General features: G+C 69.1%; 21 protein-coding genes. 9 read left to right on the top strand and 12 right to left on the bottom strand.

Features of this window, described 5'->3' with window-relative positions:
- The first annotated feature begins 59 nt into the window (after positions 1-59).
- The gene (locus tag WU80_RS17115) at positions 60-611 is read left to right on the top strand and encodes a DUF4333 domain-containing protein (protein WP_055403977.1); all 552 of its coding nucleotides are present in this window, start codon (positions 60-62) and stop codon (positions 609-611) included.
- Between the two features lie 22 nt (positions 612-633).
- Here the strand turns inward: WU80_RS17115 and WU80_RS17110 are convergent, their stop codons facing one another.
- Positions 634-1,371, bottom strand: coding sequence for an acyltransferase (locus WU80_RS17110; RefSeq protein ID WP_055403978.1), 738 nt, complete (start codon positions 1,369-1,371; stop codon positions 634-636).
- 138 nt (positions 1,372-1,509) lie between these two features.
- On the opposite strand from WU80_RS17110, the gene WU80_RS17105 reads away from it, so the two are divergent.
- Both WU80_RS17105 and WU80_RS17100 read left to right on the top strand, forming a co-directional pair.
- Positions 1,510-2,787, top strand: a complete 1,278-nt coding sequence (locus tag WU80_RS17105; protein WP_197281280.1) for a PQQ-binding-like beta-propeller repeat protein — start codon at positions 1,510-1,512, stop codon at positions 2,785-2,787.
- Positions 2,678-3,196 carry a DUF6264 family protein gene (locus WU80_RS17100; RefSeq protein ID WP_231633844.1) on the top strand — a complete coding sequence of 173 codons (519 nt, stop codon included), beginning with the start codon at positions 2,678-2,680 and terminating at the stop codon, positions 3,194-3,196. Before WU80_RS17105 ends, WU80_RS17100 begins: the two co-directional genes overlap by 110 nt.
- On the opposite strand, the gene WU80_RS17095 is transcribed toward WU80_RS17100, so the two are convergent.
- The 8 genes from WU80_RS17095 to ctaD all read right to left on the bottom strand — a co-directional run bounded on the left by WU80_RS17095 (position 3,193) and on the right by ctaD (position 11,712).
- Entirely contained in the window at positions 3,193-3,876 is a 684-nt protein-coding gene (locus tag WU80_RS17095; protein ID WP_055403981.1) for an esterase, read from the bottom strand. The two genes, WU80_RS17100 and WU80_RS17095, sit on opposite strands and share 4 nt — an antisense overlap.
- A 69-nt stretch (positions 3,877-3,945) precedes the next feature.
- Complete coding sequence (locus tag WU80_RS17090) at positions 3,946-5,142, bottom strand: class I SAM-dependent methyltransferase (protein WP_197281281.1); 1,197 nt, start codon at positions 5,140-5,142, stop codon at positions 3,946-3,948.
- Positions 5,139-6,113: a class I SAM-dependent methyltransferase gene (locus tag WU80_RS17085; protein WP_055403983.1), complete on the bottom strand. Its 975-nt coding sequence runs from the start codon at positions 6,111-6,113 to the stop codon at positions 5,139-5,141. The genes WU80_RS17090 and WU80_RS17085 overlap by 4 nt, the downstream gene beginning before the upstream one ends.
- A gap of 10 nt (positions 6,114-6,123) precedes the next feature.
- Positions 6,124-6,888, bottom strand: a complete 765-nt coding sequence (locus WU80_RS17080) for an enoyl-CoA hydratase (protein ID WP_055403997.1) — start codon at positions 6,886-6,888, stop codon at positions 6,124-6,126.
- A complete protein-coding gene (locus WU80_RS17075; RefSeq protein ID WP_055403984.1) occupies positions 6,885-7,718 on the bottom strand; it encodes an NUDIX hydrolase in 834 nt (277 codons plus the stop codon). Before WU80_RS17075 ends, WU80_RS17080 begins: the two co-directional genes overlap by 4 nt.
- Positions 7,715-8,560 (bottom strand): ABC transporter ATP-binding protein, encoded by an 846-nt coding sequence (locus WU80_RS17070; RefSeq protein WP_055403985.1) that lies wholly within the window; start codon positions 8,558-8,560, stop codon positions 7,715-7,717. The genes WU80_RS17075 and WU80_RS17070 overlap by 4 nt, the downstream gene beginning before the upstream one ends.
- A gap of 137 nt (positions 8,561-8,697) precedes the next feature.
- Complete coding sequence (gene serB / locus WU80_RS17065) at positions 8,698-9,936, bottom strand: phosphoserine phosphatase SerB (protein WP_055403986.1); 1,239 nt, start codon at positions 9,934-9,936, stop codon at positions 8,698-8,700.
- Between the two features lie 15 nt (positions 9,937-9,951).
- Entirely contained in the window at positions 9,952-11,712 is a 1,761-nt protein-coding gene (gene ctaD / locus WU80_RS17060) for a cytochrome c oxidase subunit I (protein ID WP_055405797.1), read from the bottom strand.
- A gap of 203 nt (positions 11,713-11,915) precedes the next feature.
- Between ctaD and WU80_RS17055 the strand changes: the two genes are divergently transcribed.
- A complete protein-coding gene (locus WU80_RS17055) occupies positions 11,916-12,992 on the top strand; it encodes an iron-siderophore ABC transporter substrate-binding protein (protein WP_156349602.1) in 1,077 nt (358 codons plus the stop codon).
- 115 nt (positions 12,993-13,107) lie between these two features.
- Positions 13,108-14,148 carry an NAD(P)-dependent alcohol dehydrogenase gene (locus WU80_RS17050; RefSeq protein ID WP_055403988.1) on the top strand — a complete coding sequence of 347 codons (1,041 nt, stop codon included), beginning with the start codon at positions 13,108-13,110 and terminating at the stop codon, positions 14,146-14,148.
- Here WU80_RS17050 and WU80_RS17045 read toward each other — a convergent pair.
- Complete coding sequence (locus WU80_RS17045) at positions 14,143-14,574, bottom strand: DUF3349 domain-containing protein (RefSeq protein WP_055403989.1); 432 nt, start codon at positions 14,572-14,574, stop codon at positions 14,143-14,145. The genes WU80_RS17050 and WU80_RS17045 overlap by 6 nt on opposite strands.
- 152 nt (positions 14,575-14,726) lie before the next feature.
- On the opposite strand from WU80_RS17045, the gene WU80_RS17040 reads away from it, so the two are divergent.
- On the top strand, positions 14,727-15,296 hold the full coding sequence (locus tag WU80_RS17040; protein ID WP_082459906.1) for a restriction endonuclease: 570 nt from the start codon (positions 14,727-14,729) through the stop codon (positions 15,294-15,296).
- 68 nt (positions 15,297-15,364) lie between these two features.
- Here the strand turns inward: WU80_RS17040 and nrdF are convergent, their stop codons facing one another.
- On the bottom strand, positions 15,365-16,339 hold the full coding sequence (gene nrdF, locus WU80_RS17035) for a class 1b ribonucleoside-diphosphate reductase subunit beta (protein ID WP_197281278.1): 975 nt from the start codon (positions 16,337-16,339) through the stop codon (positions 15,365-15,367).
- A gap of 270 nt (positions 16,340-16,609) precedes the next feature.
- Between nrdF and WU80_RS17030 the strand changes: the two genes are divergently transcribed.
- Positions 16,610-17,056, top strand: coding sequence for an SRPBCC family protein (locus tag WU80_RS17030; protein WP_055403991.1), 447 nt, complete (start codon positions 16,610-16,612; stop codon positions 17,054-17,056).
- A complete protein-coding gene (locus tag WU80_RS17025; RefSeq protein WP_055403992.1) occupies positions 17,040-17,588 on the top strand; it encodes a TetR/AcrR family transcriptional regulator in 549 nt (182 codons plus the stop codon). Before WU80_RS17030 ends, WU80_RS17025 begins: the two co-directional genes overlap by 17 nt.
- Here the strand turns inward: WU80_RS17025 and WU80_RS17020 are convergent.
- Positions 17,563-18,132, bottom strand: coding sequence for a TetR/AcrR family transcriptional regulator (locus tag WU80_RS17020; RefSeq protein ID WP_055403993.1), 570 nt, complete (start codon positions 18,130-18,132; stop codon positions 17,563-17,565). The two genes, WU80_RS17025 and WU80_RS17020, sit on opposite strands and share 26 nt — an antisense overlap.
- Positions 18,133-18,234: 102 nt before the next feature.
- Between WU80_RS17020 and WU80_RS17015 the strand changes: the two genes are divergently transcribed.
- The coding region (locus tag WU80_RS17015; protein WP_055405795.1) for an SDR family NAD(P)-dependent oxidoreductase at positions 18,235-18,876 on the top strand (642 nt) is incomplete at its 3' end.

Here is an 18,876-nt window from a genome sequence, read left to right as displayed (position 1 = left end):
CCGTTTTTGCGTGCGATTATCAGCCGATTCGTCGTTGTTGAGCCGCTCGGGAGGCGCTGATGTCACACCCCATCGTTCGGACGTTGCTGATCTCCGGTGCCGCAGCGGGATTGCTGGCGGGCGTGAACGCCTGTTCGTGCTCCGTCGGCTCCTCGCACTCGGTCAGCAAGAGCGATGTCGCGGGCCAGATCACCTCGAAGTTGACCGACGCCGCGGGCAACAAGCCCGATTCGGTGAACTGCCCGAATGATCTGCCCGCCAAGGTTGGGGCGCAACTGAATTGCGAGATGAAGGTCAAGAACCAGACGTTCAACGTCAATGTGACCGTGACGAGCGTGAACGGCAACGACGTCAAGTTCGACATGGTCGAGACGGTCGACAAGAACCAGGTCGCCAGCATCATCAGCAACAAGCTGGCCCAGCAGGTCGGCAGGAAGCCCGACTCGGTGACCTGCCCCGACAACCTGAAGGGCGTCCAGGGCGCGACGCTGCGGTGCCAACTCGTCGACGGCACCGACAAATACGGCATCGCGGTGACCGTCACCGACGTGGACGCGGGCGACGTCAACTTCGACTTCAAGGTGGACGACCACCCCGAACCCGCGAGCTAGCGGTGCTGGCCGCGGGTCACAACTAGCGAGCGGCCTTCTTTCGCTCGATGTCGGCCAGCGCCGCCGCCAGCTCGGCCCGCTGCGCGGCCGAACTCTCCCAGGCCAGCTGACGGTTCTTGACCACCTTGGCCGGCGCACCGACCGCGATCGAGTAGTCGGGGATGACCCCGCGGACCACCGCGTGTGAGCCCAGCACGCAGCCCCGGCCGATCGCCGTGCCGCGCAGCACCGTCACCTTCACCCCCACCCAGGTGTCCGGCCCGATCCGCACCGGCGACTTCACGATGCCCTGGTCTTTGATCGGCAGGTTGATGTTGTCCATGCGGTGATCGAAGTCGCAGACGTAGCACCAGTCGGCCATCAGCACCGAGTCGCCGAGCTCGATGTCGAGGTAGGCGTTGATGACGTTGTCGCGGCCCAACACCACCTTGTCGCCGAACCGCAGCGAGCCTTCGTGGGCACGGATGGTGTTCTTGTCGCCGATGTGCACCCACCGGCCGATCTCCAGCTGCGCCAGTTCGGGCGTCGCGTGGATCTCCACGCCCTTGCCCAAGAACACCATCCCGCGGGTGATGATGTGCGGGTTGGCGAGCTTGAACTTCAGCAGCCGCCAGTAGCGCACCAGGTACCACGGCGTGTACGCGCGGTTGCGCAGCACCCATTTCAGCGAGGCCAGCGTGAGGAACTTGGCCTGGCGCGGGTCCCGCAGGTTCGATCCACGCCAGCGGCGATGGACCGGTGCACCCCACATGCTCGTCACAGCCGGACAGCCTAACGCGGGCAATCACCGGCACGCGAACCGCCACGGGTTACCCTCACCTGTACTCGATCGCTGCCCGCGGCGCGGAAGGATTTGGACTTCGAGGTGCTTGCCCGACAACTTCGGCGCTGGTCGTCTGTGGTGTTCGCGGCCGCGCTGTCCGGCGGGCTCGCCGGTTGCGGCAACACCGATTCGTGGGTGGACGCGGCGCCGTCGCAGGGCTGGCCCGCGCAATACGCCGACGCGGCCAACAGCAGCTACACGCCCACCGGCGGCGCCACCAAGCTGTCGTTGCGGTGGACGCGCTCGGTCAAGGGCAGCCTGGCGGCGGGCCCGGCGCTCAGCGCGCGCGGCTACCTGGCCCTCAACGCGCAGACCCCGGCCGGGTGCTCGCTGATGGAATGGGAGAACGACAACAACGGCCGGCAACGCTGGTGCGTGCGGCTGTTCCAGGGCGGCGGCTTCGCGGGTCCCCTGTTCGACGGGTTCGACAACGTCTACGTCGGTCAGCCGGGCGCCTTCCTCTCCTTCCCGGTCACGCAGTGGACGCGCTGGCGACAGCCGGTGATCGGAATGCCTTTGACGCCAAGGTTTCTCGGTCACGGGCAGCTGCTCGCCGCGACGCACCTGGGCCAGGTGCTGGTCTTCGAGGCGCACCGCGGCGCGGTGGCCGGCAGCCCGATGGATCTGGTGGAGGGCGTCGATCCCACCGACGCGACGCGGGGCCTGGCGGATTGCGCGCCGGCCCGGCAGGGCTGCCCGGTGGCCGCCGCGCCGGCCTTCTCCGCGGCCAGCCAGATGGCGGTGCTGGGCGTGTGGCAGCCGGGCGCGCCGACCGCCGGGCTGGTCGGGCTGAAGTATCACCCCGGCCAGACGCCGCTGCTGTCGCGGGAGTGGACCAGCGACGTCGTCGCCGCCGGTGTCATCGCCAGCCCGGTGTTGTCCGCCGACGGGTCGACCGTCTACGTCAACGGCCGCGACGAACGACTGTGGGCGCTGCATGCCGCCGACGGGAAAGTGAAGTGGTCGGTGCCGCTGGGATTTCTGGCGCAGACGCCGCCCGCGGTCACGCCCGAGGGCCTCGTCGTGTCGGGCGGCGGCCCCGACACCCGGTTGGCCGCGTTCAAGGACGCGGGCGATCACGCCGATGCGGCGTGGCGGCGCGACGACGTCGTCCCGCTGTCGTCGTCGAGCCTGGCCGGTGCGGGCGTCGGCTACAGCGTGGTCAGCGGCCCGGGGGCGAACGGCGCACCCGGCATGTCCCTACTGGTGTTCGACCCCGGCACGGGCCACACCCAGGGCAGCTATCCCCTTCCGGCGGCCACCGGCTATCCCGTCGGGATCGCGGTCGGCGCCGACCGCCGCGTGGTGGCCGCGACCAGCGACGGCCAGGTCTACGGCTTCGCGCCCGAGTAGGGGCGGCCATACTGGGCCCATGCCCACCGACGACGACGAGATGCAGGCCGCCATCAACGCCTACTCCCAAAAGGGGCAGCGCAATCCGACGGCCGACCGCATCGCCACCGTGCTGCTGCTCGCCACCCAGGCTTTCCTGGTCGCGGTCACCGTTGGCCTACTGGGCCTGTTCGTCATGGGCACCGACCCGTGCGGCACCCAAAAGTGCGGCGACCCGGCGTGGATCGACCGCGCGATGGTGTTGGGGATCGGCGGCGGCGTCGTCCTCGTCGTCATTGCGCTGGTCGTCGCGATCCGCCGCCTGGCCAAGCGCCGGACCGCCTTCTTCGTCCCGCTGCTCGGCTGCGTCGCGCAGGTGGCGCTGGCGGTCGGCGCCGCGGCGATGGAGACGTTGGCCGGCCCGGTTTAGACCGCCAGCGGCGGGACGGCGTTGCGCGGCACCCGCGCCTGAACCGGCCCGGCAAAGGCCGGCAGGATCTCACCGGGCGCGAAGTAGAAGATCAGCTCGTCGTCGGTGATGGCGAAGTTTTGATAGTGCGTCGGGTCGTGCCCGGTCGACGGCAGAATCGCTGCGCCCAACGGGGTTTGGTGTTCAAGGTCGCGCTGCACGATCGGAAAGACGCTGTCCAGCGGCGTGGTGCCCGGCGCGAACAAGGTGTCGAAGGTGATGGGCTGCTTCGTGCCGAGGTTGTAGTTGAACGCCTTGTACCAGATCGACGGGTGCGCCCCGCCGAGGTCCTGGAAGAACTTGAGCACCACGCCGCGGGTGTTGTGCGGCGGCTGGCCGGAACTGCGTTGCTCGGTGGTGGCCTCCAGCTGGTAGGGCTGATCGCGCGACCCGGAACTCTGGGCGACGTTGACGAAACCGTCCCGGTTCTGCGTGACGTAGTCGATCAGCGCCTGCTCGTCGGGATAGTCGGCGGGAAACGCCAGGTTGAGCGTGTAGGTGGGACCGGTGGCGCGCACGCGGCACATCTGACCGTCCTCGAGGGTGCCGCCGACGCCGGCACACGACGGTGGCGCGGCGGCCGCCGGCCAACCCAACAGGGCCGCCGATGCGAGCACCACGGCCGCTATCAGAAAACGCATTCTTCCGTTGTCCTTGCAGGTTAGGCGGGGCTGGACGCCTGGCAGAGCGTCGCACCAGCCTACCGGGCGCTATCGCGAGGGACGGCAGACGAACGCCGCCGCGCGACCGCCGGCCCGCGGCCCGATGCGGGTGATGACCACCGACAGGGCCCGGCCACCGCGCAGCCGCATCCGGCGCCGCAGCGCGTCGGGGTCGACCGGCACGCCACGCACCAGAACCTCCAGCGTCCCGCAGTCCAGCGCCGACAACGCCTGGCGCAGCCGCCGCTCGTCGAACGCCAGTTGCTCGAGCACCTCGAAGCCCCGGACCCCGGGCGGCAGCTGATCGCCCGACAGGTAGGCGATGTCGGGGTCGAGTTGCCAGAGTCCGTGGCGCGCGCCGTAGTGGCGCACCAGCCCCGCCCGGACCACCGCGCCGTCGGGGTCGACGATCCATCGCCCCACCGGTCGCACCGGGCAGTCGTCGGGGTCGGTGTCGGTGATCTGCTCGCCGCGATCGAGGACCGTCGCCCGCCGGCGGACGCCCCGCTGCGCCAGTCCGGCCGACCACAGGCACGCTTCCCGCACCGAGCCGCGATGGGATGTCACCTCGATCTCGCCGTCGAAGCCGAGGCGGTCCACGTCGTCGAAATCTATTCCGGGAGCGCACTTTACGACGAGGTCGCGGCTTCGGTAGGTGTCGACCAAGGCGCCCAGGCCCGGCCGGTAGTCGTCGATGCGGAAGCGGCGCCGCCCGCCGGCACGGCGCGCCGGGTCTACGAGCACCGCGGTGCCGCGGGTCACCGGCGCCAGCGCGTCGGCGCGGCAGAGCGGGGCCGCCTCCCCCAGGTTGTGCCGCGCCATCGCCAGCCGGACCCAGTCGAGGTCGCTGCCCACCGCACGAACGCCGGCGCACCGCAGGGCGGCCAACTCGGTGCCGATCGAACAGGTCGCGTCGTGCACGACGACACCGGCCTCGGCGAGCCGGCGGGCCCGATGCATCGCCACCGGGGCCGCGGTCGCCTGCTGCAGCGCCTCGTCGGTGAACAACCAATTCGAGATCTCGGCGCCCAGCTCACCGAGCTTCTCGGCGGCGCGGCGGCGCAGCAGCGTCGTCTCCACCAACACGGCCGTCCGGTCGCCGAAGTGGGCTCGCGCGGCCGCGATGTCGGCGACCCGGGTCGCGTCGGTCAGCGCGAGTGCGGAGACGGCGGCCAGCGCGGCGGCACCCGGTTGCGACCGCAGATAACGGACGTCCTCGGCGCCGAAAACCAGGCCGTCACTCAGGAGGGCTTGACCCCGGTGATCATCACGTTGTAGAACCAGCCCTTCGGCGCCAGGTGCCGCATGACGTTGGCGTCCAGCCAACTCAGCGCCTTCCAGCTGTTGAACGCGAACTTCGCCCAGCCCCAGCCCAGTCGCCCCGGCGGCACCGCGCATTCGAACGTGCGCAGCGGCCAGCCCAGCATGGCGGCGGTGAATTCCACGGTGGCCGTTTGCACTTCGGTCGCACCGGCGTTGCCGGCCAACCGCTCCAGGTCGCCCGGCGTGAACGTGTGCAGGTCGACGACGGCCTCCAGCGCCGCGGCGCGCGAGGATTCGTCGAGCTCGGCCTGCGGCCGCCGCCAGCCGTCCAGACCGGGCAGCTTGGTGACGTTCGTCGCGACGCGCCAGGTCAGGGTGGACAACATGCGGGCGTAGGTGTCGCCGACCGTGGTCGGCTCGCCGGCGAACACGAACCGGCCGCCGGGCCGCAGCACCCGGACCACCTCCCGCAGCGCGAGCTCGACGTCGGGGATGTGGTGCAGCACGGCGTGCCCGACCACCAGGTCAAAGGTGTTGTCGTCGTAAGGAATTCCCTCGGCGTCCGCGACCCGGCCGTCGATGTCCAGTCCCAGCGACTGGCCGTTGCGGGTGGCGACCTTGACCATCCCGGGTGACAGGTCGGTGACCGACCCGCGCCGGGCCACCCCGGACTGGATCAGGTTGAGCAGGAAAAAGCCTGTGCCGCAGCCCAATTCGAGGGCCCGGTCGTAGGGCAGCTCGCGCAGGACCTCGTCGGGCACGATCGCGTCGAAGCAGTCCCGGGCATAATCCACGCAGCGCTGGTCATACGAGATCGACCACTTCTCGTCGTAGGACTCGGCTTCCCAATCGTGGTAGAGCACCTGGGCCAGCTTGCTGTCGTGCCTGGCCGCCTCCACCTGCTCGGCCGTGGCATGGGGGTTGGGCACGGCGTCCGTCGAACTCGTCGTCATGCAGGGCAGCCTAACGGGCGGCGGATCCGGAGTCCTCTTCGCCGGTCTGACCAGCGGCGAACACCTCGACGTAACGGCGCCGCTCGGCCGCGCCCCGATCACCGGAATCCAGCTCGAACACGTCGTTGATGCCCGCCTTCGCGGCGGCCAGCGCGGCCCGGGGGCCCTCGAGGAAGCGGCGCGCCCACCCCGCCGCCGCGTCGTACACGTCGTCGGGGGCCACCATCTCGTCGATCAGGCCAAGCGCCAGCGCCTCCTCGGCGTCGAAGAACCGGCCGCTGAACACCAGTTCCTTGGCCTTGCTCGCCCCGGCCGCGCGGGTCAGGCGGGCCATCCCGTCGCCACCCGGGACGAGGCCGGCCAGGATCTCGGTCGCGCCGAACTTCACGTTGTCGCCGCTGACGCGCCAGTCGGCGGCCAGGGCCAGCGTGAGCCCCGCGCCCAGGGCGTACCCGGTGATCGCGGCGACGGTCGGCTTGGGGATGCCCGCCACGGCCTCGATGGCCTGCTGGCGGGCCCGGGCCGCCGTCTCGGCCTCCGGCGCGGTCAGCGTGCGCAGCTCGGGCATGTCGTCACCGGCGGAGAAGATCTCGTGGCCGCCGAACAAGATGACGGCCGCCACGTCGTCGCGCTCCCCCAGCTCGCCGGCCGCGGCCACGATCTCCCGGTAGACCTGGCGGGTCATCGCGTTCGTCGGCGGGCGCGACAGCAGCAGCATGGCCAGCCCGGCGTCCTGCGAGCCGTCGCTGACCACCGTGCTGACGAACTCGCTCAATGCCGCCACCCCATCCCGCCGGCCTCGCGCGCCCGGTGGTAGCGGTCGGAGTCGAAGAACTCGAACACCCAGTTGTCGCCCTGGATCTCCAGGTGCGGCTGCACCGGCACGATCTGCCGCTCGACGGACAGCACCTCCGCGACGGTCCGGCCGGCCAGCGAGTCCAGCTGGGTCCACGTCGGCGGCAGCAGGAAGCATCGGCCGGCCGAGAAGTCTTCGATGGCCGCCTGGGGCGTCGTCCAGCCGGCACGGTCGGATTCGGTGTTCTCGCCGTCGGCCCGCTGCCCCTCGGGCAGGGCGCCCACAAAGAAGTAGGTGTCGTAGCGGCGGGTGCGCTCGGCTTCCGGGGTGACCCAGTTGGCCCACGGCCGCAGCAGATCCGAACGCAGCTCGAGGTTCTCGCGGCGCAGGAAGTCCGCGAACGACAGCGTCCCGTCGGCCAGCGCGCGGCGGGCGTCGGCGTACACCGACGCGTCCCCCACGATCCCGTCCGGGTCGCCGGCCGGCCCCGCGAACAGCACTCCGGATTCCTCGAAGGTCTCCCTGGCCGCCGCGCACACCAGCGCCTCGGCCAGGTCGGGCTCGATGCCGAAACGCTGCCCCCACCACTGCGGCGGCGGGCCGGCCCACGCGATGTCGGCGTTGCGGTCCCGGTCGTCGACGCCGCCGCCGGGGAACACCATCGTGCCCGCGGCGAACTCCATCTTGGCGTGGCGGCGCATCAGGAAGACGGCTAGCCCGGTTCCCGAGCCCGCCGGGTCGTCGCGGACGAGCATCACGGTCGCCGCCGGGCGCGGGACCAGTGGGGCCTCTTCGGTCGCTGAGGTCATAGCTGCCTCCGGTGCGCTGCGCGGGTGCGGACGCGGCGGGCGAAATACCGCCCGTCGACGACGTCGAGGGCGATCGACTGGCCGAACGCGGTGGACAGGTTCTCGCCGGTCAGCACGTCGGTCAGCAACCCCGCGGCGACCACCTGTCCCTCGGACAGCAGCATGCAGTGGCTGAAACCCGGGGGGATCTCCTCGACGTGGTGGGTGACCAGCACCAGCGCGGGAGCGTCGGGGTCGGCCGCCAGGTCGGCCAGCCGCGCCACCAACTCCTCGCGGCCGCCCAGGTCCAGGCCCGCGGCGGGCTCGTCGAGCAGCAGCAGCTCGGGGTCCGTCATCAGCGCGCGGGCGATCAACACCCGCTTGCGCTCGCCTTCCGACAGCGTTCCGTAGGTGCGGTCCGCGAGATGCTCGGCGCCGAGGCTCTCCAGCATGTCGATGGCCCGGCGGTAGTCGACGTCCTCGTAGCGCTCCCGCCACCGGCCCAGCACCGCGTAGCCGGCCGACACGACCAAGTCGCGCACCACCTCGTCGGTCGGCACGCGCTGCGCGAGCGCCGACGAGCTGAGCCCGATCCGGGACCGCAACTCCGACACGTCCACCCGGCCCAGCCGCTCGCCGAGCACGAAGGCCAGGCCCGACGAGGGGTGTTCGGCCGCCGCGGCGATGCGCAGCAGGGATGTCTTGCCGGCCCCGTTGGGGCCGATGATGACCCAGCGCTCGTCGAGTTCGACCGCCCAATCCACCGGCCCGACGAGGGAGTTGCCGCCGCGCCGCAGCGACACGTTCCTGAAATCGATCAGCAGATCGGGGTCGGCTGCCTCGTTCGTTTGGTCGGCGGGCACCCGCTCATCGTGCCGTACCGCGGCCGTCCGATCCCTGCCGGGTCGCCGCTCCGGCGACCAGACGCAAAATCGCACGAAAGTGGCTGAGATCACGCGAGTTTCTGTCTGCTCGCGGCGACGCCGCGCCGGAGCTATCGCTACCCCTCGGGCGGGATTTCCACCCGGCGCACCTCGCCGGTCACCGCGTCGGCGGCCTCGATTTCGCCGCGCGTGACGCCCAACAGGAACAGCACGGTGTCCAGGTACGGGTGGCTCAGCGAGGCGTCGGCCACCTCCCGCAACGCCGGCTTGGCGTTGAAGGCCACCCCGAGCCCCGCCGCGGCCAGCATGTCGATGTCGTTGGCGCCGTCGCCGACGGCGACGGTCTGCGCCATCGGCACCCCGGCCCGCTCCGCGAAGTCGCGCAGCGCGGTGGCCTTGCCGGCGCGGTCGATGATCGGGCCGACGACGCGCCCGGTGAGTTTGCCGTCGACGATCTCCAGCTCGTTGGCCGCGACGTAGTCCAGCATCAGCTCCTCGGCCAACGGCTCGATGATGCCCCTGAAGCCGCCGGAAACCACGCCGCAGTGAAAACCCAAGCGCCGCAACGTCCGCAGAGTCGTCCGCGCGCCGGGCATCAACTCGAGTTGCTCGGCGACCTCATCGATCACGCTGGCCGGCAGCCCCGCCAGGGTGGCCACCCGCTGTTCGAGGGACTGCGCGAAATCCAGCTCGCCCCGCATGGCGGCCTCGGTGATCGCGGCGACCTTCCCCTCGGCGCCCGCCCGGGCGGCCAGCATCTCGATGACCTCGCCCTGCACCAGCGTCGAGTCCACGTCGAACACGATCAGCCGCTTGGCCCGCCGCTCCAGGGTGTAGTCCTCGACGGCGACGTCGATGCGCTCCTCGGCCGATACCTGGTTCAGGGCGGTCCGCAGCGCGGCGTCCGATCCCGGGGGCACCGAGACCCGCAGCTCGAGGCCGGTCACCGGGTAGTCGGAGACCCCGCGAATCAGGTCGATGTTCACGCCGAGGCCGGCGGACACCCGCGCCACCGCGCCGAACGCGCCGGCGGTGATGGGCCGGCCCAGCACGAAGATGGTGTGGGTCGAGGGATCCCGGATGATCGGCACGTCCTCGCTGCGCTCGATGGTGACGTCGAGGCCCACCCCGCGAATCGCCGATTCGACGTCACGACGCAAGTCGGCGCCGTCGGCGACGTCGGCGGGGCAGCACACCAGCACGCCGAGCGTCAGGCGGTGCCGGATCACCACCTGTTCGACGTTGAGCAACTCGACGCCATGCCGGGAGAGGGCCTCGAAGAGGGCCGAGGTGACGCCCGGTTGGTCCACGCCGGTGACGGTGATCAGTACCGACACCTTCGGTGGTGAATTCACCTGCGGCTACCGCCGCTACTGTTCAGGCGTCGAGCGATCGGGCTCGGTCCGCGGACCGAAGCCCTTCGGTGACTCGAGGGCCGTGGCGTGGCGCCCGACGTGCGCCTCGGCGCGCAGCCGCTCCACCATGTGCGGGTAGTGCAGCTCGAAAGCCGGGCGCTCCGAACGGATCCGGGGCAGCTCGGTGAAGTTGTGCCGCGGCGGCGGGCAGCTGGTGGCCCATTCCAGGGAGTTGCCGTAGCCCCAGGGGTCGTCGACGGTCACGACCTCGCCGTAGCGCCAGCTCTTGAAGACGTTCCAGACGAACGGGAACATCGACGCGCCCAGGATGAAGGCGCCGACCGTCGAGGCGATGTTGTAGGGCTGGAAGCCGTCCGAGGGCAGGTAGTCGGCGTAGCGGCGCGGCATGCCCATGTCGCCCAGCCAGTGCTGCACCAGGAAGGTGGTGTGGAAGCCGATGAAGGTCAACCAGAAGTGCAGCTTGCCCAGCCGCTCGTCCAGCAGCCGGCCGGTCATCTTCGGGAACCAGAAGTACACGCCGGCAAACGTGGCGAACACGATCGTCCCGAACAGCACGTAGTGGAAGTGCGCGACCACGAAGTAGGTGTCGGTGACGTGGAAGTCCAGCGGCGGGCTGGCCAGCATCACCCCGGTCAGACCGCCCAGCAGGAAGGTGACCAAAAAGCCCACCGAGAACAGCATCGGGGTCTCAAAGGTGATTTGCCCTTTCCACATCGTGCCGATCCAGTTGAAGAACTTGATCCCGGTCGGCACGGCGATCAGATAGGTCATGAACGAAAAGAACGGCAGCAGAACGGCTCCGGTGGCGAACATGTGGTGCGCCCACACCGCGACCGACAACGCGGCGATGGACAGCGTCGCGTAAACCAGTGTGGTGTAACCGAATACCGGCTTGCGGGAGAACACCGGGATGATCTCGGTGATGATGCCGAAGAACGGCAGCGCGATGATGTACACCTCGGGATGGCCGAAGAACCAGAACAGGTGCTGCCACAGCAAAACCCCGCCGTTGGCCGCGTCGTAGACATGGGCCCCTAGATGTCGATCGGCGGCCAGCCCGAACAGCGCGGCGGTCAGGATCGGGAACGCGATCAGGATCAGGATCGACGTCACCAGGATGTTCCAGGTGAAGATCGGCATCCGGAACATCGTCATGCCGGGCGCGCGCATGCACACCACGGTGGTGATCATGTTGACCGCACCCAGGATGGTGCCCAGACCGGCGACGATCAGGCCGGTGATCCACAGGTCCCCGCCGGCTCCCGGCGAGTGGACCGCGTCCGACAGCGGCGTGTAGGCCGTCCAGCCGAAGTCCGCGGCGCCGCCCGGGACGATGAAGCCGGCCGACGCGGTCAGACCGCCGAAGAGGAACAGCCAGAACGAGAAGGCGTTCAGCCGCGGGAACGCCACGTCGGGCGCGCCGATCTGCAGCGGCAGCACCAGGTTGGCGAAGCCGAACACCACCGGGGTGGCGTACAGCAGCAGCATGATCGTGCCGTGCATGGTGAACAGCTGGTTGTACTGCTCATTCGACAGGAACTGCAGTCCCGGCGCGGCCAGCTCGGTGCGCATCAACAGGGCCATCAGTCCGCCGATGAAGAAGAAGACGAAGCAGGTGACCGTGTACATGATGCCGATCATCTTGTGATCGGTGGTCGTTACCAGTTTGTAGACGAGGTTCCCTTTGGGACCGGTCCGGTCTGGGTACGGACGAACGGCCTCGAGTTCTCCCAAGGGGGGCGCTTCGGCTGTCAACAGCTTCTCCAAACAGTAGGACAGGGGCCCAAAAAACAGAGCTGACTCGAATCTTAACCGCCGATCATGGCGACGTCAGGGCTGGTCCTACAAACTGTCGTAAATGGGTCGGCGGGGCGGCGTGTCGGTTCGGCGCGCCGGGGGCGCCGGCGGCGGGTGTTAGCGTCTGACGCGTGCTTTTCGGCGTGACCCGACCCGCGTACCTGCGCGCGGCCGCCGCGCTGGCGGCCGCCGTCGCCGTCGCGTGCAGCGGTTGCGGATCCGGCAAACCGGGCGGCAAGGCGTCCACCCCCTCACTGGTCACCCCCACCACCCAGATCGCGGGTGCCGGCGTGCTCGGAAACGACCGCCGCCCGGACGAATCGTGCGCCCGGGACGCCGCGGCGCCCGATCCGGGGCCGAAGACGCGGCAGGCCCACAACGCCGCCGGCGTCAATCCCGACGTGGTGCAGGTGCCCGCCGAGCCGCAGCGCATCGTGGTGCTGTCCGGCGACCAGCTCGACACGCTGTGCGCGCTGGGCCTGCAGTCGCGGGTGGTCGGCGCGGCGCTGCCGGACGGGTCCTCGAGCCAGCCCGCCTACCTGGGCAGCGCGGTGCGCGGCGTCGCGGGCGTCGGGACCCGCAGCAACCCGGACCTGGCCGGGATCGCGGCGGCCCACCCCGACCTGATCCTCGGTTCGCAGGGGCTGACGCCGAAGCTGTATTCGCAGCTGGCCGCGATCGCCCCGACGGTGTTCACCGCGGCGCCGGGCGCGGCATGGGAAGACAACGTGCGGGGCGTGGGCGCCGCGACGGCGCGCGGCGGCGCGGCCGACGCCCTGCTCACCGGTTTCTCGCAGCGGGCCGGCGACGTCGGCGCCCGGCACGACGCCTCCCATTTCCAGGCCTCCATCGTGCAGCTGACCATCGACACGGTCCGGATCTACGGCACCAACAACTTCCCGGCCAGCGTGCTCGGCGCCGTCGGGGTGGACCGGCCGGCAGCCCAACGGTTCACCGACAAGCCGTACATCGAGATCGGCGCCAGCGACGCCGACCTGGCCAAGAACCCGGACTTCTCCGCCGCCGACGCCGACGTCGTCTACGTGTCGTGCTCGTCACCGGCGGCCGCCCAGCGCGCCGCGACCCTGCTGGACAGCAACCCGTGGCGCAAGCTGTCGGCCAACCACGACAACCGCGTCTACATCGTCAACGACGAGATCTGGCAAACCGGCGAGGGCCTGATCGCGGCCCGCGGCATCGTCGACGACCTCCGACTGGTCAACGCGCCCATCAATTAGCGCGCCGGCGAGCGGGTACCCGCACTCCTGATGTGATCCCTAGCGCCTCCGGTGGCCCGGGAACATTACCTTAGCTAAACTTTTTCCGACGGAACCATTTCGAAGAGGGATATTCATGAGCACTGTTTCGGCCTACGCCGCGACCTCGGCTACCGAACCGCTGACCAAGACCACCATCGAGCGCCGTGAACCCGGCCCGCACGACGTGGCTATCGACATCAAGTTCGCCGGCATCTGCCACTCCGACATCCACACGGCCAAGGGCGAGTGGGGCGTGCCGAACTACCCGGTGGTCGTAGGCCACGAGATCGCCGGCGTGGTGAGCGCGGTGGGCTCAGAGGTCACCAAGTACCAGGTCGGCGACCACGTCGGCGTCGGCTGCATGGTGAACTCCTGCGGTCACTGCAGCAGCTGCCAGAACGGCCTCGAGCAGTACTGCAAGAACGGCGCGACCTTCACCTACAACTCCACCGACAAGGACGGCACGCCGACGCAGGGCGGCTACAGCCAGGCGATCGTCGTCGACGAGAACTTCGTCCTCCGCATCCCCGACTCGCTGCCGCTGGACAAGGCCGCTCCGCTGCTGTGCGCCGGGATCACGCTGTTCTCACCGCTGCGGCACTGGAATGCCGGCGAGGGCACCCGGCTGGCGATCATCGGCCTCGGCGGCCTGGGCCACATGGGCGTCAAGCTCGGTGCGGCGATGGGCGCCGAGGTGACGGTGCTGTCGCAGTCGCTGAAGAAGATGGAAGACGGGCTGCGGCTGGGCGCCAAGCACTACTACGCGACCGCCGACCGCGAGACCTTCAAGAAGTTGCGCGGCAGCTTCGACCTGATGCTCAACACCGTGTCGGCGAACCTGAACCTGAACGACTACCTCAGCCTGCTTGACGTCGACGGCACCCTCGTCGAGCTGGGCATCCCGGAGCACCCGATGGAGGTGGGGGCGTTCGCGCTGGCGCTGGCCCGGCGCAGCCTTTCCGGGTCCAACATCGGTGGGATCGCCGAAACCCAGGAGATGCTGGACTTCTGCGCCGAGCACGATGTGACGCCCGAAATCGAGCTGATCGACCCGGATTACATCAACGAGGCGTACGAGCGCGTCCTGGCGAGCGACGTGCGCTACCGCTTCGTCATCGACATCTCGAAGCTATGACGCGACCTCCGAGGCCTCTTCGGCCTCGGAGCCTCGGGCCGCGATCTCGGCGGCCTCGGCGAATTCGTCGTCCGGAACGACCTCGCTGACGTCGATGCCGGCCAGCGGCCATCCGGCCGCGGCCAGCGTGGCGGCCACCCGGATGACGTTTTCCTTGCCGGCGTCGAATTGCGTCATGTCCGAGATGAATTCGGCGATCTCGTCGCGCTCGATCGCGTGATCGATCGTCTCCGGGGAGCCTTCCTTCGCGGTGATGCCACGCACCACTTCGCGGATCTGGTCGTCGGTCAGCGGCGTGCTGCGCAGCAGGGCCATCAGCGGCACGCGGTCCGGGCCGGGGACGCCGTCGGGGTAGCCGACCTGCAGCCACCGGATGACGGAACGTAAGAAGTGGTGGCGGTGGTCCGAGGATGCGGTTTTCGTCACCAGGACAGTGTCAGGGCACGGGCAGCACCGGCGCTACCGGCCCGTCGCTCCGTCCGCACAATTCATACGCCGTTCACTGCCCGAACATGTCGGCCCCGGGCGCGGCGGCGGGCGGTGTTGTCGGCGCCGGTCCTTACCATCGAGGCGTGCTCATGGCGCTCGTCGTCCTCCCCCTGGCGGGTGCGCTGGTCGTCGGCGTCCTCGAGCACAGCCCCGGAATGGGATTCGCGACGTTCTACCTGCTGCTGCTGGTCGAGGCGCTGTTCGGCTGGGCGACGCGGCGTCGCTGGCCGCGCGGGGGGCGCGCCGACGCCACCCTGCGGGCGGTCGACGCCATGGACGGGGTCGAGTTCGAGGGCTACGTGGCCGCCCGCCTGCGCCGGGCGGGCTGGCGGGTCACGTTCACCCCGGCGGTCGGGGACTACGGCGTCGACCTGATCGCCGAAAAGGACGGCCACTCGGTGGCGGTTCAATGCAAGCGCTACGGCAAAGCGGTCGGCGTCGCCGCCGTCCAGCAGGTGGTCTCCGGGGCCCGCCACCACGGATGCGCCCGCAGCGTCGTGGTGAGCAATCGCGAATTCACCAGGGCCGCAAAGCAATTGGCAAACACCCACGGTTGCCAATTGATCGGCCGCAAGGTCCTACGGGCCTGGGTGCCGCCGCCCGCCGGAAGCGCCAAGGGTCCCGCGGGAAGAAAATCGGCCCAGCCGGTGTCTGAATAGAGGATCGGGCCGGCCCCAGTCCCTCCCCCCCGACGTGTGCGGCCGGCCCGATTCCTGAGCTAGCGAGCCTAGAAGTCCCAGTCCTCGTCCTCGGTGACGACGGCCTTGCCGATCACGTAGCTCGAGCCCGAGCCGGAGAAGAAGTCGTGGTTCTCGTCGGCGTTGGGCGACAGCGCCGACAGGATCGCCGGGTTGACGTCGGTCTCGTCGCGCGGGAACAGCGCCTCGTAGCCGAGGTTCATCAGCGCCTTGTTGGCGTTGTAGCGCAGGAACTTCTTGACGTCCTCGGTCAGCCCGACCTGGTCGTAGAGGTCCTGGGTGTACTCCACCTCGTTGTCGTAGAGCTCGAACAGCAGCTCGTAGGTGTAGTCCTTGAGCTCGGTGCGCTTGTCCTCGTCGACCAGCGCCAGCCCACGCTGGTACTTGTAGCCGATGTAGTAACCGTGCACGGCCTCGTCGCGGATGATCAGCCGGATCATGTCGGCGGTGTTGGTCAGCTTCGCCCGGCTCGACCAGTACATCGGCAGGTAGAAGCCCGAATAGAACAGAAAGCTCTCCAGCAGCGTCGAGGCCACCTTGCGCTTGAGCGGCTCGTCGCCCTTGTAGTACTGCATGACGATCTCGGCCTTGCGCTGCAGGTTCGGGTTCTCCTCCGACCAGCGGAACGCGTCGTCGATCTCGGCCGTCGAGCACAGGGTGGAGAAGATGTTGCTGTAGCTGCGCGCGTGCACCGACTCCATGAACGCGATGTTGGTGTAGACGGCTTCCTCGTGCGGGGTCAGCGCGTCCGGGATCAGGCTGACCGCGCCGACCGTGCCCTGGATGGTGTCCAGCAGCGTCAGCCCGGTGAACACCCGCATGGTCAGCTGCTTCTCACCCGGGGTCAGCGTCGCCCACGACGGGAGGTCGTTGGACACCGGCACCTTCTCGGGCAACCAGAAGTTTCCGGTCAGCCGGTCCCAGACCTCGGCGTCCTTCTCGTCCTGCAGCCGGTTCCAGTTGATCGCCGAAACGCGGTCAATCAGCTTCATGTTTTCGGTCACCAGAACCCCACTTCACACGCGGTTTTTGCCTGCAGTCGACTAGAACTCAAACACTACCCCTGGGGTACGACAAGGGAGCGGAACACAAGAAGTTGTGTTTGCGTGTCGTGCGTCGGCCGCGTCGTCGAGCGTGCACTGACGGCGAAGAACCGGCGGAATTTGCGCCGCCAGTTCACGCTCGGTGGCCCCGCCGGCGGTCCGATCAGTCTTCGGCCCGCCCCGCGCGGTGAAGGCCTTGCCAAGCGTCACTTTGGATGTACCATTTGGTACATGTTTACCGAAGACAGTGTCGAGATCGATGCACCGCCGCAGCTCGTGTGGGACGTCTTCAGCGACGTCGAGCGCTGGCCCGAGTGGACCGCGTCGGTGACGTCGCTGGTCGGACGGGACGGGCACGCGCTCGAGGTCGGCAGGCGGTTCGCGATCAAGCAGCCCGGCATGGCGAAGCTGATCTGGAAAGTCACCGAGATCGATCCGGGCGCCTCCTGGACCTGGGTGCAACGCTCCCCCGGCGTCCTGGTGAGCGCCCGGCACTACGTGACCGGATTGCCCGGCGGCCGCACCCTGGTGCGCCAGCAGCTGGATCAGCGCGGCGTGCTCGGCGCGCTGGTCGGTCGGCTGATGGTCAATAAGACCAAGCGATTCCTCGAGCTCGAGGCTCAGGGACTCAAGGCCCGGTCTGAGCAGCTCAGCCGCGCCGATGGCACGCACTCCTGACGCGCAGCGGCGCCGCGAACTACTGGAAACGCTGTTCGAGGAGTTCGCCGCGAACGGCATCGGCAACCGTTCGTTGCGCGAGGTGGCCGCCGCGGTCGGCACCAGTCATCGGATGTTGTTGCACCACTTCGGGTCTCGCGAAGACCTGTTGATCGCGATCGTCGAGGAGGCCGAGCGCCGCCAGATGGCATTGGTGCCCGGGTTACCCATGGACCCGGCCGAGGGCTTCGCCGCGATGTGGGCCGACCTTCGCCGCCCCGAGCTGCGCCAGTTGGAGCGCCTCTTCTTCGAGTGCTATTCGCGCGCCGCCCAGGGCGAAAAGCCGTTCACGCGAATGATTCCCGGCGCAGTCGACGGCTGGCTGCGTGAGGTCGAGTCGGCCGCCGCCGGCGTACCCTACGACGGCGCGATGGCACGGCTCGGGCTGGCGGTCACGCGTGGCTTGCTGTTGGACCTGGTGGCCACCGACGACGAAGCCGGCGTGGACGCGGCCGCGCAGGCGTTCATCACGCTCTTGGCAACACCGAGATGAGGGTGTCCACAAGCTCCTCGGCGTTGGTGTGCCACTTGTCCAGATCCATGTGCCCGCTCAAATCCAAACCCGTGATCCCGTGGGCACTGGTCAACAGCAGCGCGCCGTAACGCCGCGCCTGCTCGGGACCGGTGATGCGACCCACGATGTCGAGGAACAGATCCTGCGCGCGTTCGGCCGCCCGCATCGCGTCGGTCGGGTCCCCCGGCGGCGGGGTGAACATCAGCCGATACAGATGCGGCCGGGCACGGCCGAGCCCGATCAGCGAAAGCAGGCCGGAGCGCAACGACTCCTCGGGCGCATCGTCACTGGCCACCAAAACCTCGAGCAGATCCCCCAATTCGCTCAGCGCGTTGGTGGCCACGACGGCGAGTAGCGATTCCTTGTCGGCGAAGTGGCGATACGCCGCGGACCGCGATACACCGGCCCGCGCCCCCACCTCCCGCAGCGTCACCGCCTCGACCCCGCCGAGGTCCAGCAGGGCACCCGCGGCCTCGAGCAGCGAACGGCGGGTGGCCGCGGCGCTTTCCGCGCGTGTCGTCACCCGCCGAGCATAAGCCCGGGTTTGAGTTGACAATGTCAACTTGAAGGCCTAGCTTCAGTTGACAACGTCAACTCAAGTGCCGCACCCCGGACGGAGACCACCATGAATTCCTCCAATCGCATCGATCGCCGGGAGCTGATCGTCGTCACGGGCGCCTCCACGGGCATGGGCGCGGCGACCGCGAAGGAGTTGGCGCGCAGGGGTTTCCACGTCCTTGCCGGTGTCCGTCGCGACGCCGACGCCGACGCGCTGCGCGCCGAAGGCATCGAACCGCTCATCCTCGACATCACCGTCGGGTCGGACGTGGCCGCGCTTGCCGATCGTGTCGCGAATGATCCGCTGCGTCGCCCCCTTCGCGCGCTCGTCAACAACGCCGGCATCGCGATCAACGCTCCGGTGGAGACGTTGCCGATGGCGCAGTGGCGCAAGCAATTCGAGGTCAACCTGTTCGGACACATCGCGATGACGCAGGCGCTGCTGCCGGCCCTGTTAGCCAGCAAAGGCACCGTCGTGAACATAAGTTCCGTCGGCGGCAAGGTCGTCTTGCCGACCTACGGCGCATACGCCGGTTCCAAGTTCGCTCTCGAGGCGGTCAGCGATGCCCTGCGCCGCGAAATCGGCCATCTCGGCGTCAGGGTCGTCGTCGTCGAACCCGGCGCGGTCAAAACCGAAATGGCCGAGCGGGGAATCGCCACCGCGGAGGCACTGATGGCCGACATGACCCCTGTCCAGCTCGCGCGTTAC

This window comes from Mycobacterium sp. UM_11 (assembly GCF_001414075.1).
GTDB lineage: Bacteria > Actinomycetota > Actinomycetes > Mycobacteriales > Mycobacteriaceae > Mycobacterium.
Note: the sequence above shows the minus strand (reverse complement) of the source record. Positions and strands in the feature narration are given on the sequence as shown.